The sequence below is a fragment of the Massilia sp. TWP1-3-3 genome, assembly GCF_049897805.1.
GTDB lineage: Bacteria > Pseudomonadota > Gammaproteobacteria > Burkholderiales > Burkholderiaceae_D > Telluria_A.
This window is the reverse complement of sequence record NZ_JAFCWX010000018.1, coordinates 83,225-100,062: the sequence shown is the minus strand read 5'-3', so window position 1 is coordinate 100,062 and position 16,838 is coordinate 83,225. Positions and strand designations below refer to the sequence as shown.

Genomic DNA, 16,838 nt, shown 5'->3' with positions numbered 1-16,838 from the left:
TTCCTTGTCAAATGCCGGTGACGCGTTTGAGCACCGGCAGGACCATGCTGATTGGCGCCTGTTCGGAAATGGTGATGCCCGCCGCGCACAGCGTGCCGCTCTGGATGCCGAACGGCGGCCCGGCGCGGGTCGACCATTGATATTTGCTGGCGTTGAGCGCCGAGGGCTTGAACGCCGCTACGATCTGGATCGGCGCATTGGTGCCGCTCAACTGCTTGACCACTTGCTCGTTGCCGAAAATACGCATCAAACCCTGATCGGTGGAGGGATAGTCGGCGACCGATGAAATATAGCCCGGCAAGAAGCCGTACTCCTCGCGTTTCACGGTACTGGGACTGATTTCCACTTTCATTCCCGGCCGAATTTTTTTACCGTCGGCCGCCGGCAGATACACATAGGCTTCGATTTCATTGATGTTCGAGACCGCAGCCTCAATGCTCAGCAGCTGCATGCCGCGCTCGACCAACTGTCCTTCGCTCACCTTCACCTCCAGCACCTTGCCCGCGTAAAGGCTGACGATCTGGGTCGAGTTCTTCGCCTCGCGCAACATCAGGTTGAGGGAACGGTGCACGTCGTCCAGCTGGTTTTTCGCCTGCACCAGCTCGTTGTCGCCCAGTTTCTTGTCGTCCAGCTGCTTGACGTCGAGCTGCTTGAACTGGCCCTTGATATTCTCGGTTTCCAGTTCGACCGCGCTCAACTCGAGCTGGGTCGTAATCATGGTTTGCTTGGTAATCAAGCCTTGCGCCAGCAAGCCTTGCTGGGATTCTATACGCTCCTGCAATAGCCGGATCTTGCGCTTGGCCGAGGCAAGCTGGCTGTTCAGGTTTTGAACCTGTTGCTCCCTTGTATTGGCGCGCAAGATGGCGCTTTCTTTCGCCAGTTGCACCGCTTGGTCATAGTGGGCTTGCACTTCCTTCAGGCGCGCTTCCGTGGACTTGATTTTCTGCAGCATGTCCGATTGCTCGATGCGCCCGACAATCTGGCCGCGCGTAACCGTGTCGCCGCGCTCCACCGACAGATCGGTGAGCCGGCCGCTGTTGGCGCTGGTGACCAGGTTGATACCGCCGCTTTTTACCAGCAGACACTGCTGCCCATATAATTTGGTGGGAACCGTGCCGATGATGGACCACACGACGATGGCAAAGAGCAAAATGCCGATGCCGCCCAAGGCCAGCCATGACTTGCTGCTCGTCACTTGCAGCAGGCTGTCGAGTTGCTCAGGCGAGGACAGCCGGTCCAATGACGCCTGGCGAAAGAGCGGCCGTGTCGAGGTGGTGGTCAATTCTTCGGTCATGGAAGGATCTCAGGTGTGCGTCGCGGTGTGGTTGAGAACGGCGGGAACAGCGCGCGGATGCACGCCAGACACCCGCTTACAAGGGCACTTTCAATACATCAAATACCGGTGCCAGGCCGGACAGATCCCGGACGTTGACGGCGAATTCATCGGCCGGGCCCGCTCCCGCTGCGGCAACGACGCCTGGCCCCAGCGCCGGACGCAACATGGTGCCCGTTTCGTGCTGCAGGTTGACCAGCGCCTTGGCATAGTCGGCATGCAGCTCGATCGCATTGACCTGGGCCAGGTTGTAGCGCCCCTCGATGGTGATCACGTCGATCAGCGTGGCAATGCCATTTTTTTGCTTGGTCATCTCTTGATTGACGGCTTGTTCGTACAGGGACAGGCTTTCCTTGGCCGCCCTGAGCTGTGCGGCGCTGGCGGCCAGCCGCTGCACGGCCGTCAACACGCCATTACTTGCAGCGATGTGCGCGTCACGCACCCGGATTTCCATTTCGCCAAGCTGCGCATTGCGCTCGGCGTACTGGCCCTTGGCGACGTTATTCTGGACAGGGAACTGATACTGCAACCTGGCGAACACGGACGGTGTGTTCGGCGTCTGTCCGGCTTCGCCGGGAAAGCCGTAGCGCGAGCCCCCTTCGGACGCCTTGCCATACGCCACGCCCACGCTAAGGTCGAGCTGGGGTTGGAGGTTTTTGCGCGCCACCGTGCGCTGCAGGCTTGCCTGCTCCCGTTCCAGTTCCATCCCCAAAATGTCGGCCCGGCCTTGGGCGACCAGGGTGCTCAGCGCAGGCGCCAGGGAAACCAGGCGCGCGATCGCGTCGGCTTGGGGCGGGAAGGCTTCCTGCTCGAGCGCCATGGCGGCGGCCGCATTGCCCTCGATTCCCATCAGGCGCGCCAGGTTACGCCGCGCTTCAACCAGCGCCTGGGAAGCGCGCAGAGCGGCTGCCGCCTTGTCCACGTAATCGGCGCGCAGCAACACCAAGTCGCCGCGCGGGCGCTCGTTGGCCTCCACCAGCTTTTCGGTCGATGCGAGCAACTGCGCGCTGCGCTGCGCAGTGGCCTGCGCCAGCATCTCCAGTTTTGAGCGGGCCACATAATCCCAGTAGGCGCCAAGCGTGGCCTGCATCACTTGGGAAACGCGAAAGCGCCGTTCGTAACGGCTGATCTGCAAGCGCATGCCGCTCGTCGCCACCTCAAGCGTCGCGACATCCTTGCCGCGCCCTTTAAGCAGGGGCATGTTCAGCGCCATGCTCAGCCGCAGCAAATTGCGGGCCGGTTCCAGGCCGCCGCCGCTCACGTCCTGGCGCAGCGAATCGGCCGTCAGCGCCGTTTCGAGCGTGTTGCCATTGCGCTGCAACTGGTTGGCACCGACGGTGTATTGCACCAGATGTTCGCTGGTCTGGCGCAGGCCGTTGGCGCCCAGGGGCGCGAGCGGCGTTACCGTGCGGCTTTGCAGCATGCCTGCCGCGACGCCCAGGTCGAACTTGCCTGCGGCCTGCTGCACCTGTCCCTGGGCCGCCGCGACGCGCTCGCCCTGTACCAGCACGTCGGCGTTGTTTTCGAGCGCAAGCCTGACGACATCGACCAGCGCGTAATGGGCCGCGGCTGCGCCCGCACTCGCCGGACACCAGCACCCCACCAGCACACTCATACACGCCGCCACCGGGCGCAGATCCCATCGATTGGCCAATTTCATCCTTGACGACTTGTCTGTGAAGCGACGGCCGAGCGCAGGCACACCGCGTTTTCTTCCCGAGCCACATGATACTTTTGGGCACTTTGTGAATTCTTATCAGGAAAGAATATCACAAGAATAAGTGTGTTCCAAAACTAATTTTTTGGGATTCATTGCCTTTTTTTGCGCCGCAAAAGTGTTGCATTCGGGAACAAAAAAGATTGTTTTTATCTAATTGTGTTCGTGAAGGAAATAAAGGTAGAATGACAAATCCAAACCCAACAGCCGTCAACACTATGCTTGATGATGTCGTGTCCCCCCTGCGGTTTCGTGTTCCCGCCGCGCGCACCAATACCATCTGGCTGCGCATCAGCGCCCTGATGATCCTGGTCATTTCCGCGGTCTTGCTCATCGTCTCTTTCCTCAATTATTCCAACTACCGCAAGAACTTTCTGCAGCTCAATTTGTCGCGCTATCTGGTGGTGGCCAACGATTTGCGCCAAACCGTGGAAGCGGGACTCGATGTCGGCCTCGACCCGGCCGCCAATACGCGCCTGCTGCCCACCATGCAGGAATTGGCCAAGCAGCAGAGCGGCACGCGCTACATCGCCATCGTGCCCGCGCACGGCGAGATCATCGGCCAGGGCGCCATTGGGCCGGGCGCCGCACCGGACTGGCAGACGCGTATGCAGAATGTGGATACCTATTGGCAAGTCAGCCGTCCCGACAGCCTGGAAATCGGCATGCCGATACGCAACAACTTCAATTTGAAAATTGCCGCCGTCGTGATCGGGTACGACCGCGTGGCAATCGAAGACGCCATGTCTGCCATGCGCCGCAAGCTGATCGTGGACACGCTGCAAATGCTGGCGGCCGCCGTGCTCGTCATCATCGTCGGCGTCAAGATCATCACGCGCCAGTTGGGCGACGAGCTGGCAGCCATCGGCGAGGTGATCGACCGCGTGCTGACCGACGCCCAGCCGCCGCTGCTGCCCGAGAGCGAAATGGATCCCAAGCTGGCCGACGATATCAATATGTTCGCCAACCTGAGCCACCGGACCTTGCGCGCGCTGCGAACGGAGGGTGAGTCATGAAAAAATTGCACACGCGCCTGGTACTGTTCGTCACCGTCTTGCTGGCCATCCTCGCCCTCTTGCTGTCGTGGCTGGCCCTGCGCGACTTTGAACGCGATTTGCCGCCTGAAATGGAGCGCAGCGTCAGCGCGGTGGTCTACTCGGCCAGCGCCGTGCTCGAGACGGCGGCGCGGCACGGCGTGCCATTTACCGAGATGGTGGGGGTCGCAGAATTCTTCGCAACGATCCGCCAAAGCAATCCCGACATTTCCTACATGGTCATCACCGACAACGACGACAAAGTCTTGTATGAAAACGGCTATGCCGGTTTGCCGCAGCGCGAAGACTTGATGCCGGTGCTGGTGCGCCACGGCGACGCGCTGCGCACGCTGCGTGCAGGGCAATATTTCAACACCAGTGCGCCGCTGGTGCTCCAGCAGCGCCGGGTCGGCACCATCCACCTGGGCCAGCCGACGTCGTTTGGGGAAAAAAAGCTCAAGGAAATCCGCTACGACGTGCTCACCGTGCTCCTCGTGGCCAGCCTGATCGCCGTCGAAGTGCTGCGCTTTGCACTGGCGCTGACGGTGGCTACCCCGCTGGCCGTGTTGCATGAATTTTTGCAGCGGGTGCGCGCGGGCGACTTTACGCGCTACCTGCCGTTCGACCACGTCGGCGGGATCGGGCAATTGAACGCCCATTTCAATGCCGTCATCGAGCGCGTCAATGCGCAATTTTATCGCTGGCAAAAGGCGCCCGGCCAGTTGCTGGCCGGGTTCACCTTCCATGCCCCGGGCGAACGTCAGAGTCTGTCGATGTCGGCCATCGATCACATCCGGTGGCCATTCTTCCTGCTCATCTTTGCCGACTCGCTGTCGCTGTCGTTCTTCCCTGCCTTTGTGGGGGAATTTTATTCGGCCGACATGGGGGTGCCGAAAAGCCTGGTGATCGGTTTGCCGATTTCCATCTTCATGTTCATGTGGGCGCTGTCGATGCCGTGGGCCGGCTCCTGGAGCAGCCATGTCGGGCACCGCAAGGCCTTTTTGACGGGTGCAGCCATCACCACCGTGGGCCTGATCCTGACCGCCTCCACGCAAACGCTGTACGACTTGCTGCTGTGGCGCTCGATCACGGCCGTCGGCTATGGCTTGGTGTTCATCACCGCCCAGGGCTATGTGGCCGAGAACACGCCGCCCAAGCAACGCACCAAGGGCATGGCAATGTTTTTGTCGAGCTTTTTCGCCGGTTCCCTGTCGGGCTCGGCCATGGGCGGCATCCTGGCCGACCGCCTGGGTTACAACGTCACCATCTTGCTCTCGGCGCTGTTAAGTGCAGCGGCGGCCATGTTCGTGTTCCGCTTCCTGCAAGCGAACAAGACGATATCGGCAGCCCGCAAGAAGTTCAGGATGGCCGACCTGCAACTGTTGTTGCGCCACAAGCAGTTCGTCGTCATCACCTTCCTGGCCGCCGTGCCGGCGAAAATTGCGCTGACCGGCTTCCTTTACTATTCCGTCCCCATGTATCTGAAGCTGCAAGGCAATGATCAATCGACGATCGGGCGTGTGATGATGGCCTATGGTTTGGCGATTATCCTGTTCTCGCCCAGTATCGCCAAACTGGCCGACCGGCTGGGGAAGCTGCGCTGGTTCGTCAGCTTCGGCGGCTATGCGGCGGGCGTGTCGATGCTGGTGATTTGGTATCTGGACAATACAACCGGCCTGCTGATCAGCATTTCCCTGCTCGGCCTGGCGCACGCGATCGGCGTCTCGCCGCAACTGGCCCTGATCAATGAATTGTGCAAGGACATCGTGCAGGAGGTGGGCGCCGGCGCCACCACCGGCATCTTCCGCTTGATGGAGCGCATCGGCAATGTGCTCGGACCCGTCATCGCGGGCATTCTGATTGCCCAGTTCGGCTTTCGGGGCGCGTTTCTGGGCATTGGCGCACTGTGCCTGGTGTGCATCAGCTGTTTCACGCTGCTGTTCTTTTGGTTCGAACGGCAAATCTCGCCCACGCTCGGGAGCACCTGAACGCTGGCACGGAACAAAGTGCGCCGGTACTTGAGGGCACGTCGTTGGCGCCCGTATTTTTGCTTGGAAAACAGCTTTATCAAATAAAGGAAGTGCAGCATGTTGCGTATTATCCGGTCCTTGCTCGTCGTGCTCGTTTGCATGCATTCCACCTTCGCCCAAGCACAAGCGAGCCAGCGCCCATTCAAAATCATGATGCTGCTGTACCGCGGCCAGACGGAAGCTGAAGTGGGCTTCATGGATTACTTCAAGAAGCAGAAAATCGATGCGGAATTCATCATCCGCGATGCCCAGGCTGACAGGACGAAAATCGCCGATTTCGTGCGCGAAGCAAAGGAAATCAAGCCCGATCTGATCTACACCTTCGGCACCACCGTCACCACTGAGGTGGTCGGCCTGCAAAATGACATCGATCCGCGCCGCCACATCACCACCATTCCCGTGGTGTTCAACATCGTCGCCGATCCCGTCGGCGCCGGCCTCGTCAAGAACTTGACGTCGTCGTCGCGCAACCTGACGGGCGCCTCGCACCTGGTGCCCTTGGCGGCCCAGCTCAAAGCCTTGCAGGCCATGCGCGCGACGACGACGATGGGCGTGATCTATAGCCCTCAGGAAAAAAATGCCGCGCTGGCAGTGCAGGAGTTAAAAGTGTTGGCGCCCAAGTTCAAGCTCACGCTCGACCTGGTGCCGGTACCCGCCAACGCCAGCAACCAAGCATCGATCGAGGGTTTGCGCCAGGCGATTGCGGCCGTGATTGCGCGCAAGCCGCAATTCATCTACCTGCCTTCCGACTCGTTCCTGATCAAGAATGCCAATTTGGTGGTGCAGGCGGCCAGTGAGGCGCGCATTCCCGTTTTTTCGGCCACAGAAACGCCGATCCGCACCGACGGCGCCCTGCTCGGTCTGGTCAGCACCTACTACAACGTGGGCGAACTGGCGGCGCACAAGGCGGCGCTGATCTTGCAAAAGAAAAAGCAGGCGTCCGAGATTCCCGTCGAAGTGCTGCACCGTTTTACGTATCTGGTCAATATGGGAACGGCCAAGAAGCTGCAGATTTACCCGCCGCTGTCGATTCTCAAGATTGCTGAAGTGGTGGCGCCGCTCGATCAAGTCGACGCGCGCGAATAAACAGGCCTGCTAGTGTCCTGAGTTGGAAGTTCGTTGTTTATACTTGTTCCGAAATCGCCATGCGAATCTGCGCCTTGTCGGACGCTTTTTTCACGGGCCGATCCCATCACTCAGAATAAATCAGTGCTGCCCTAGTGTCCCGAGTTGGAAGTTCGTTGTATAAATATTCCGACAATCCCCACGATGCTGCGTCAAAAATGCTCGCAAGGCCCCGGCCTTGCTCCGCTTTTGTTCCTTGCCTCATGGCGATTTCGGAACATTTATAAACAACGAACTTCCAACTCAGGACACTAGCGCGGCGCCAGCAGGCGCGCGCGCACCGCCTCGATGTCGGCCGCATACCAGCGCGGCTGCGGCGGGACGGAACCGCAGTCGAGCAGCGCGCCGCTGCCATCGGCAAAGGCGAGCGGCAGTTTCGCCCGCTTGCGGCAGATGCTGCTCAGGCGCTGCCAGGTACGCGGATCCTTGAAGACGGGCAGGCCGGCGATCCGTTTCAGGTAGCTGGCGCCGCGCAGATGGCGGCAACTGTCCAACTGGTCGAAAATCACGCCATCTTGCTGCAGAAAGTAACTGCTCGCGCCGCAATCGCGCACCATCAAGCCTTCCACGGCGTGCTCTACCAGCACGTCTTTTTGTGCCTGGTTGAGCGGCCCTGGGCGGGCCAGCTTACTGTGCGAGAACAAATCGCGCCAGGCGCTGTGCATGCTTTGCTGGCTTCCCAACAGCGCCGGCAGCCAGCGCGCCGAGCACGGCGCCAGTGCGCCGCATTCGACCGTCCGGGCAAAATCGGGCTGTGCGCCCGCAGCCAGTTCGCGGTAGAACTGATTGATGCGCTGCAAGGCTGTCCCCGGACCCTGGCGCGAGCCCAGCGCGTAGACGTACAAGGGCAAACCGCAGCGGTATTCAAGGCGCCGTTGTGATTTTATCGCGGCCGCTACCTCGCCCCAGGGCGCCGCTCCCACGGCGAGCAGGCACTGCGCCAGCGCAGTGTCGAGTTCGCGCTTCGCCTGCGCCGGGCTGAGCCAGCCTTTTTCCAGGGCCAGCAGCCAGCGCAGCAATTCGGCGCCCCCTTCGTGGATCACCCGCGCTTCAGGGTAGACATCGACCGCGTCGCGCATCTGGAAGCGGTGGCTGAACTCATGCGAGACGAACATGGTTGCCAGCCTTTGGGTGTAGGCATCGGGCGTGCGCGGCCAGTTGTGCAGCACCAGGCGCACCACGTCCGACGCATCGCCCTCGACCCGCGGGCCGCCGGCGCCGGAGGGACGCGCCACGGCCAGCACCGGCATCCGGAACGGCGCGTCCGGCAAGGCGCGCCGATAGTAGGCGATGGTCTGCTGCGCCACCGTGCGGATTGCCGCGATGTTGGCGTCGCCCAAGGCGGGATCGAAATAGCTCAGCGGCATGTCGGGCACGCTTTCCAGCACGGTGCCCGAACGCAGCAGCAGCACCCCCACATCGCCCGCCCCTTCCAGCGCCGGCGTAAAAGCTTGGTAAAGCTTGCCGCCCAGTGCGATGTGCGCCGCCTTGAAACTGTACTGTAATGGGCCGCAGCGCTGGTCGAGCGCAAAGTTGCTGGTGTGAGTGAACGCGGCCTGCCCTGCGCCGAAGGAAAACGCGGCCGGGTAGCCGCTGGTCTTTTCCGTGCTCAAGGGCACCCGGAACCGGATCGCATCGCAGTCGGTGGTGCCGCGCGTCAATGCGCGGGCGTCAGCCGCGCCGCAGGCGTCTTGTGCGCGCCAGCCGGCACGCTCTTGCGCGGTCTTGTCGAATCGAAGGCTGGCGCAGTGCGGCGGCAGGCGATAGGTGATCAGCAGTGCATCCTCGGCGCCGGGCGCCGGCGCCTGGTCCGTGGCGAACGCCACGTCGATGCCGACCTGCGCCCCCGCCCTGGCTGTCAGCAGGCAGATGGCGAGGCCCGCGCACAGGCGCTTCCAGCAAGGCTTAGCCATCGTGGACGGCAGGCGCGGGCACCGGCGCCGGGCAGATCTCATGGCCGTGCCGGCGCAGCAACGCAGCCTGGGTCTGGAACAGGCGCACGCCCGCGTCGCTGAGCTGCGCGTTGCCATGCAGGTGGCGCGCCAGGCTGCGCGTATGGGCCAGCGTCGCGCCCAGTTCGGCGCTGTAGCGCGGCGCCGCGCTGCGACGCAACAGGTCGCACCATAGCAGGCTCATGTTGGCGCTCGCGTGAAACGCCAGCAAGATCAGGTAGAGCGGACGGTGCTGGCGTTTCAGGGAGGAGTAATAGAGTGCATCGTCGTGCCCGTTCCGGACCAGGGGGATGACGCTGTTTAGCAAAAGAAAGTGCTGGTGACTGACTTCGTGCACGATCGCTTCGGCCAGCGCCTCGCGGTTGAGCGGAAAGCCACAGCTGACGATGCCCGCATGGAAAATATTACTGCCGCTATTGTGCTGGTCCGGCTCGACCATCGGCGTGGCGCACACCCCGCGCAACATCGGCGCGATCCAGGCCAGGTAGGCCGGGTCAGCCTGGTCCAGCAAGGCCAGGGCGTCCTCCAGCGCGGCCGCCGGCGCGCGCAATGCGCTGGGCGACGCGCCCGATTGCCTGCGCGGCCAATCGATCACGATCTGCGCATTGGCGTCAATACCGGCGCCGTCCCAGCGCTGCAGATAGATGTGCGCCAGCGCGTCGCTTTGCAGAAAGCATGGCGCACTGTAGCGCCATGCGGCGTCGATTGGCGCGCCGCCTTCCAGGCGCCATCCGTGCGCGCCGTGCAGCAACGCCAGCGCCGACAGGTTGGCGCGTGTGAGCACCACCCGCCGCGCGCTGGCCTCCACCGTTACCGCGCCGTCAAGCTCGAACACATGGCCGCCCATGCTAAAGCGCTCCGGGGCGCCCAGCACGCAGTGCCAGCGCGCGCCGATACCGCGCGCATGCAAGGCCAACAGCAGTTGCATCACCGCCTCCAGCATGGCGGCCTGGCCCAGATGCTTGAGGACGACACCGATCTCCGGTTGCCACCAGAGCACATCGGCGGCCAGCTTGAGCTCGCCAAGCCGGCAGGTATCCCACAACGCTTGCGCGCTCGGCTGTGCGGCCAGTCGGGTGCGCAGGCGCTTCATGACGGCGATCTGGAACGCCCCCGCCAGGGCAGCGCCGCCGGCGCCGCCGTCAAACGTGTGCGGCGACGCCGCCTGCATCACCAAGTGCTGCATCGTTGCCATCCTCCATGACACCTGCATGCGCAAAGCCAGGCACAGCGCACCGCTCGCACGGCTATGCCTCGCCCATCACGATCCCGCGCTCGCGCAGCAGGCGGCACTGCGATTCAAACATGCCGACCCCGGCTTCGGTCATGTCGTCCGAGGTGCGCAGCACCTTGACCAGTCCGTGCCCGTGCTTGAGCATCAAGGCCATCTGGTCCCGGTTGGCCGGGTCGGCGTCGCCCGTATTGGTAATGAAGTCGTGCCAGAACAGCACCATGTTCGCCACCGCATGAAACGTCAGCAGGATTTTTTCAATGTTCCGGTTCTTGCCTTTAAAGGAAGAAAAATAAATTTCCTGGTTCCGGCCGGCCTTTACCAGCGGCACCACTGCGTCGGCCAGCATGAAATGCTGGTGGCTCATTTCATGGACGATGACTTCGGCCAGGAACGGGGTCGACAAGGGAAAGCCACAGCTAAAGACGCCTGGATGCCATGAAAAACTGCCGCTCTGGCGCTGATTGTTGTCCACCAGCGGGCCCGGACCCATGCCGCGGAACAAAGGCTTAATCCAGGGCAGGTAATACGGCGCCGTTTGCGCGAGCAACTGCATGGCTGCGGCGATTTGCGGCGCCGACCGCGCCGCGAACTGCGCCATGTCCCCTTCCAGCTGGCGTACCGGCCAATCGATAATCATTTCCGGCACATCGTCGGCGCTCGGTTCGATATACGACTGCAGGTAGACGCTTTCAAACCCGCTCTGGGTCAGAAACACGGGCGCACTATACTTCCAGGCCAGGGCCGTGGGGCGTTCGCCCTGCAAGCGCCAGTTGCCTTCCTGGCGCTCGAAGACGAGCTTTTCCAGGCCACTGTCGTGCCGCACAATGGCGATCTGATCGGCACTGGCCTGCACTGAAAATGCGCCGTCGACGTCGAACAGATGGCCTGCCATGCTCAAGCGTAGCGGCGCCGCAATGCGGTGCCCCCAGTGCGCACCCACGCCCAGCGCGTGCAGTGCGAACAGGCCGTGGATGACGGCGTGTTCGACATTGTTCGCGCTCATGCAAGCCAGTACCGCGCCAATTTCCGGCTGCCAGCAACGGGCCGTGACGGGCAGCGCGGAGTCGCTCAGTGTCTTGTACAAGGCGAACAGCTCGGCCGATGCGCGCGATCCGTCCGCTTCGGCCAGCTTGGCCAGGCGCTTGGTGACGCCTTTGTGGTATGCCGTGGCCAGCATATCGAGGTGCTGGTCGGTCCCGTACAGGTGTGGGGCGTAGCTGCCGATAACCAATTCTTTCATCGCGATGCTCCTCCAGTTTCTAGTCAGATGGTATCAAAGGGTGCTGCTACTCGTCTGCGCTACTCGCCTGCACTACTCGTATGCCATTTCCAGGCGCTGCTCCATGGCGTCGGCGCCGATGCCGCCCTTGATCAGACTGTCGGCGAGGTAGGCGTACACGCGTTTGAGCGACTTGCAATAGACAGAGGGGTTGTCAAACCCGCGCGCCCCGGAAAACCGGTTCTGCGGCGCGCCGCCGCGGCAAACGCTGCGCCACACGCAGCTCTGGCATGGCTGGGGCAACTGCCGCTGCGCCCGCGCCAGCTCCTGCCACTGGCTACTGGCGGCCAGCTCGGGCAACGTATTGCGCCCCACCTGAAAGCCCGTTTCCCGAAAGCGCGGCGCGAGCGTGCGCACGATGTCGTCCGGCGCGATGTCACCATTGCTCGACACCGTCATCAGCACGAAGGGATTGTATTTCCCCAGTGCCGAGGCGCGGCAGACTTGATCGTCCAGCAGCGGCCCGATGATCTCCTTGATGAAGCGAATCTCCACCCCGCGCCGGGCCCCGTCGGTCAGCCAGGCGTGGCAGATCTCGATCATGTAGTCGCCCACCGCGTCGATGAACGCAGCCGTCGCCTCGGGCGAATCGTGGTTCACATCGGGCATCAAGAAATTGATGTTGGTCGTGGCCAGGTCGTTCACAAAGTGGGCGTAAGTCTTGCGGGCCGACTGGCCGGGGGCGATCACGCACAACACCCCGGGGTTGGGCATGCGCCCCTCGTTCCCCGCCGCGTTCATCACATCCCAGCCGCGCCGCGTTTCGGTGTACGTGCCCCGCCCCTTTTTGGTAATGCGCGTCAGGTTATGAATCTCTTCCGGTCCATCGAAGCTCACGCCCATCTGGATCTGGTAGCGCACAAACAGTTCGACCCATTCCGGATCGACCAGCACGGCATTGGTCTGCATCATGAACTGCAGCTTGCAGCGGTGCGCCAGCGCCTCTTCCAGCCGCGTGCACATGCCACGGAACGTTTCCTTGCGCAACAGCAGTGGTTCGCCGCCATGAAATCCGATGTTCACCTGCTGCACAGCGCTATTGTCGATGGCTTCGCCCACGAATTCAATCAGGCCGTCGATGGTGTCGCCAAGGATGGTGGCGGGATGAATTTTAAACGTATCATCCCCGGCAAAAAAGAAGTAACAATAGGGGCATGCAAGGTTGCAACGTTCCGTCACTTTCAGCACGATGTAAAGCGATGTCGCGTTTGCCGCAATGACTGCCGGTGCGCCGGATGTGTCCACTGAAACTCCTCGTCGGTTAAATTGCACTGCTTGCCAGCCCGGCTGCGCCGGACCGCTGCTCTGTTGCGAACACTCATGCGCCATGGCCGTGCTCCTGGTAGCGCCGCAAGAATGTTTCACACGCGAGATCGACCGGCGCGAGTACGGCGCGCATGTCGATCTGCGCGTTCGATGTCGACATCTTGTGCATCTCATCGACCAGGTGGCCGAAATGACCGTCCCGGCGCTGGTTCAGGCGCACGAAGGCGGCCACGGCGGCCATCAGGCCGGCATCGAGGGGCACCTGCGCGTCCAGTCCGTTCAAGTGCGCCAGGCCGCTGACCAAATGGTATTGATGCAGCGCCGACAGGCACGATCCCATCGCCATCGCGCCCTCGCGCTCGCGCGCAGCGCTGTCGCGCCAGGCGGCGCTGCCGAACTCTTCCAGCAGCAACAGCGCCAGGCCCGCCACCAGCATGGCGTGGAACTTTTCGGCCCACTCGGCTTCCTCCGGGCACACCGCGAGAAAAGCTGCCACATCGATGCTGCGCTTGCGGCCCACGGTGCAGCCCTGGGTCAGCAACTCGGTGAGCAACTGGTCGAGCAGGATGAACGATTCGGCGCCCGGCTCAATGCCGTGTATCAGTTGCACCATGATTAGTTCAAGACCGAGATCAAGATCGTTGCAGGCCAGCGCGCGGCACAGCGCGCCCTTGACCGACAGCGCCAGGCCTGGATGTGTGGCGCCGGCGCAGTCCGGTAGCAGGAACTGATAGAACGCGGCGTGGGTCACGGCATAAAAGGCGTCCCGGTCGCCATATATGGGAGAAGGCGGCAGCGCCAGCGCCGACACCTTGAACAGATCGGCCGGGTCGAGCGGCGGCGCCACGGCGGCGTAGTGACACCCCAGCACCAGGTCAAGCTGGCGGAAGACCGTGCTGTCGAGGCTCCAAGCATACGGTCCGCTCAATGCCTGCCGCACGACGCTGACCTGGCGCTGGTCGAGCAGGCCGCTGTGCACCGCATAGCCCAGTGCGCAGGAATACATCAGCAGCCGTTCCGGGCGCCGCAGCGCCATGCTCACGTAATCGTCATTGATGCCCGCAGCGACGAGGTGGCGTATTTTTCCAATCGATTCAAGCTGGCGGTGCGGCAAGCGCTCTTGCCACATCAGGTACAGCGCCAGTTCGTTGAAGCATTTGCGGCGAAACAGCAGTTCGCCCGGGCTGTTTTGCTTGACAGGGTCGACCCGCGCGGCGGCATCGGCCAGCCAGGCTTGCACGGTTTCACGCGCCAGCCTGATGCGTTTGAACAGTTCCTGAGATGGCGTCTCCATCGGTTCAGGCCGCGCAGCCGAGCAGATCACCGCGGTTCAACAAGCCGCGCTCCTTCAACAGATCGCGCTGGGTCTCGAACATGGCTGCGCCGGCCGCGGTCAGCCCCGCGCTGGAAGCGATGACCGAACCCAAGCTATCGGTGTGATACAGCAGCTTGGTCAATTCGTCGGCGTACAGCGCAACCGATACGCCCGAATTGGCGTGCAGGTCATGCCAGAACAGCGCCATGTTGGCGGTGGCGTGATACGCCAGAAAGATTTTTCCCAGAGGCCGTTGCTTCATCTTGAATGAGGAGTAAAACAAGGGCTGCTCGTCCTGTTTTTTTACAAGCGGCGTGACCGCGTCCAGCAACAAGTAATACTGATGACTGAACTCGTGCACCAGGATTTCCGCCAGGTACGCCGCCTTCAGTGGAAAGCCGGCGCTGATGACGCCCAGATGATTGGGGAAACTGGCGCTGACCCGGACCCCCGGCTCATACACCGGACAAGCGGCAATGCCACGCATCACCGGCCGCAGCCACGGCAGATAGCGCGCGCCGGCAACGTTGAGCATGTCGAGCGCCTCGCCCATTTGGGCGGCCGCCTGCTGCGCCAACTGGGTGCAGTGCGCATCGGCCGGCTGCGGCGGCCAGTCGACCATCAGGTCGTCGCCGGGCTGGTGGCCGCCAGGTAGCAGCCATGGTTGCACATAGCATGTCTCAAAGCCGGCGTAGCCGACAAAGGCGGGGGCCGCGTAGTCCCAGGGCGCCTCTGCCGTCCCCTCAAGGCGCCAGCGACCACCCTGATGCGCGAACCGGAGAGGCGCGCAGGCGCCGTCCGCAACGCTACAGTGCAGGCGCGCGCCGTCGCCCGCCACCTCCACCGTCCCATGCAGGTTGAAGATATGCCCGCCCATGCTGACCCGGAGCGGCGCGGCCAACGACAGCGACCAGGTGCCGGGCACGCCGAGCGCGTGCAGCGACAGCAGTGCGTGCACCACCGCTTCAAGCGGCTGGCCTTGTTTCATGCGCTCCATGCAGGCGCCCAGCTCGGGCTGCCAGCAATTCACGGTGCGCAGCTCCGCGCGGCCCAGCATCTCGGTGCAGCATGCGAACAAGGCTTGCGCGGCCGGGTCGGCAGCGACACAGCGCGCCAGGCGCTTGATGACGCCTTTGGCAAAGGCTTCGGCAAAGGCCGCGAGCGACGCATCGCTCTGGTAAGCCTGCGGCGCGCTGCTGGACTTGATCAACGATATCAACGAACTCATGTTTTCCCTGACTGTGTTCTCTGGCGCGACTGTGCGCTTACGCCCATTGGGTTTCCAGGCGGCGCTCAATGTGTTCGATCGGGTAGCCCGATGCCACGACCTGCTTGGTCACGTGCGCAAAAAACCGTTTCAGCGAAGGGCAATAGACGGACGGGTTGTCGAAGCCGTTTTTCTCGGAGAAGCGGTGCTGGTAGGCGCCGCCGCGGCAGATATTTTTCCACACGCAGCTCTGGCATTGTTGCGCCAGTGTGCGCTGCGCACCGTCGAGTTCCTGCCATACGGGACTGTTTTGCACTTCGTCATACTGGCTGTGTTCTACGTTAAAACTGAAGGTGCGAAAGCGCGGATCGAGCCCGCGGATCACGTCGTCGGGAGAGATTTCGCCATTCGACGACACGACGAACTGGCCGAGCGGCTCGTATTTCGATGTTGCCGACCTGCGGCACAGCTCGTCGTCCATGAGCGCGCCGATGATTTCGTCGATCCAGCGCACCGTCACTTTGATTTTGCGGCTGGACAGTTCGGCCCAGGCATTGAACACGTCGATCAGGAAATCGCCGCACCCGTTGATATAGCGTTCGTTCGCGTCAGGCGAATCATGGGTCATGTCGGGCAGCAGAAAGTTGACACCGGTAACTTGCAACTCTTCCGCGAAGTGTTTCAGGATTTTCGATCCGGACTGCTGCGGCGAGACGACGCACAGGATGGTCGCCGACGGGATCACGCCGTCCGCCATGGCGCGGTTGAGCAGGTTCCAGCCGCGCCGCGTCTCGGCGTAGGTGCCCTTGCCTTTTTTGGTAATGCGGAAGATATTGTGGACGGCTTCATCGCCGTCGATGCTGACCCCGACGCGTACTTGAAAGCGCGAAAATACAGCGACCCACTCGTCGTTGACCAGTACCCCGTTGGTCTGCACCACCAGCATCAAGTCGCACAGGGGATCGAGGGCGGCGCGGAACTGCGCGCACAGCTCGGCAAATTTGTCGACCTTGAGCAGCAGCGGTTCGCCGCCGTGCAGGCCGAGCCGCACTTGCCGCACGCCCGTCTCGATCACTGCCTTGCGGATGAACGCGATCACCTCGGTAACGGTACCGCCGGCGATGACGGGCGGGTGCGCCTTGTAACTTTCATCACCACTGAAAAAGAAATAGCAGTAGGGACAGGCCAGGTTGCAGCGCTCGGTGACCTTCAGGATCACACTGAGGAAATGCGGTTTAGCGGGAGCTGCCAGGTTGGCGTCGCAGCGTTCGGACAATGTCAAATTATTCAACAGAAACCTCTGAGAAATGAAATAGTCAACCACGCCGCGAACCGACGACGCCTCA

12 protein-coding genes are annotated in these 16,838 nt (G+C 62.2%); 3 read left to right on the top strand and 9 right to left on the bottom strand.

What is annotated here, in order from left to right; translation table 11 throughout:
• Window positions 1-7: 7 nt before the first annotated feature.
• Both ACP7D4_RS17920 and ACP7D4_RS17915 read right to left on the bottom strand, forming a co-directional pair.
• Entirely contained in the window at window positions 8-1,294 is a 1,287-nt protein-coding gene (locus ACP7D4_RS17920) for an NHLP bacteriocin system secretion protein (RefSeq protein WP_426210452.1), read from the bottom strand.
• Between the two features lie 76 nt (window positions 1,295-1,370).
• Entirely contained in the window at window positions 1,371-2,948 is a 1,578-nt protein-coding gene (locus tag ACP7D4_RS17915) for a TolC family protein (RefSeq protein ID WP_426210450.1), read from the bottom strand.
• Between the two features lie 320 nt (window positions 2,949-3,268).
• On the opposite strand from ACP7D4_RS17915, the gene ACP7D4_RS17910 reads away from it, so the two are divergent.
• The 3 genes from ACP7D4_RS17910 (at window position 3,269) to ACP7D4_RS17900 (ending at window position 7,200) form a co-directional block, all read left to right on the top strand.
• Window positions 3,269-4,066, top strand: a complete 798-nt coding sequence (locus tag ACP7D4_RS17910; RefSeq protein WP_426210448.1) for a hypothetical protein — start codon at window positions 3,269-3,271, stop codon at window positions 4,064-4,066.
• A complete protein-coding gene (locus ACP7D4_RS17905) occupies window positions 4,063-6,072 on the top strand; it encodes an MFS transporter (RefSeq protein WP_426107552.1) in 2,010 nt (669 codons plus the stop codon). The genes ACP7D4_RS17910 and ACP7D4_RS17905 overlap by 4 nt, the downstream gene beginning before the upstream one ends.
• Window positions 6,073-6,171: 99 nt before the next feature.
• Complete coding sequence (locus tag ACP7D4_RS17900) at window positions 6,172-7,200, top strand: ABC transporter substrate-binding protein (RefSeq protein WP_426107551.1); 1,029 nt, start codon at window positions 6,172-6,174, stop codon at window positions 7,198-7,200.
• 290 nt (window positions 7,201-7,490) lie between these two features.
• Here ACP7D4_RS17900 and ACP7D4_RS17895 read toward each other — a convergent pair whose 3' ends face one another.
• The 7 genes from ACP7D4_RS17895 to ACP7D4_RS17865 form a co-directional block, all read right to left on the bottom strand.
• On the bottom strand, window positions 7,491-9,152 hold the full coding sequence (locus tag ACP7D4_RS17895) for a hypothetical protein (RefSeq protein WP_426106425.1): 1,662 nt from the start codon (window positions 9,150-9,152) through the stop codon (window positions 7,491-7,493).
• A complete protein-coding gene (locus tag ACP7D4_RS17890) occupies window positions 9,145-10,377 on the bottom strand; it encodes an aKG-HExxH-type peptide beta-hydroxylase (protein WP_426210446.1) in 1,233 nt (410 codons plus the stop codon). The genes ACP7D4_RS17895 and ACP7D4_RS17890 overlap by 8 nt, the downstream gene beginning before the upstream one ends.
• A 61-nt stretch (window positions 10,378-10,438) precedes the next feature.
• On the bottom strand, window positions 10,439-11,665 hold the full coding sequence (locus tag ACP7D4_RS17885; protein ID WP_426210444.1) for an aKG-HExxH-type peptide beta-hydroxylase: 1,227 nt from the start codon (window positions 11,663-11,665) through the stop codon (window positions 10,439-10,441).
• Window positions 11,666-11,737: 72 nt separating this feature from the next.
• Entirely contained in the window at window positions 11,738-12,949 is a 1,212-nt protein-coding gene (locus ACP7D4_RS17880) for a radical SAM protein (RefSeq protein WP_426106428.1), read from the bottom strand.
• A 73-nt stretch (window positions 12,950-13,022) separates the two neighbouring features.
• Window positions 13,023-14,264, bottom strand: a complete 1,242-nt coding sequence (locus ACP7D4_RS17875) for a DUF6895 family protein (protein ID WP_426106429.1) — start codon at window positions 14,262-14,264, stop codon at window positions 13,023-13,025.
• A 4-nt stretch (window positions 14,265-14,268) separates the two neighbouring features.
• Complete coding sequence (locus ACP7D4_RS17870; protein ID WP_426106431.1) at window positions 14,269-15,513, bottom strand: aKG-HExxH-type peptide beta-hydroxylase; 1,245 nt, start codon at window positions 15,511-15,513, stop codon at window positions 14,269-14,271.
• Window positions 15,514-15,550: 37 nt separating this feature from the next.
• Window positions 15,551-16,783 (bottom strand): radical SAM protein, encoded by a 1,233-nt coding sequence (locus ACP7D4_RS17865; RefSeq protein WP_426210442.1) that lies wholly within the window; start codon window positions 16,781-16,783, stop codon window positions 15,551-15,553.
• Window positions 16,784-16,838 lie beyond the last annotated feature (55 nt).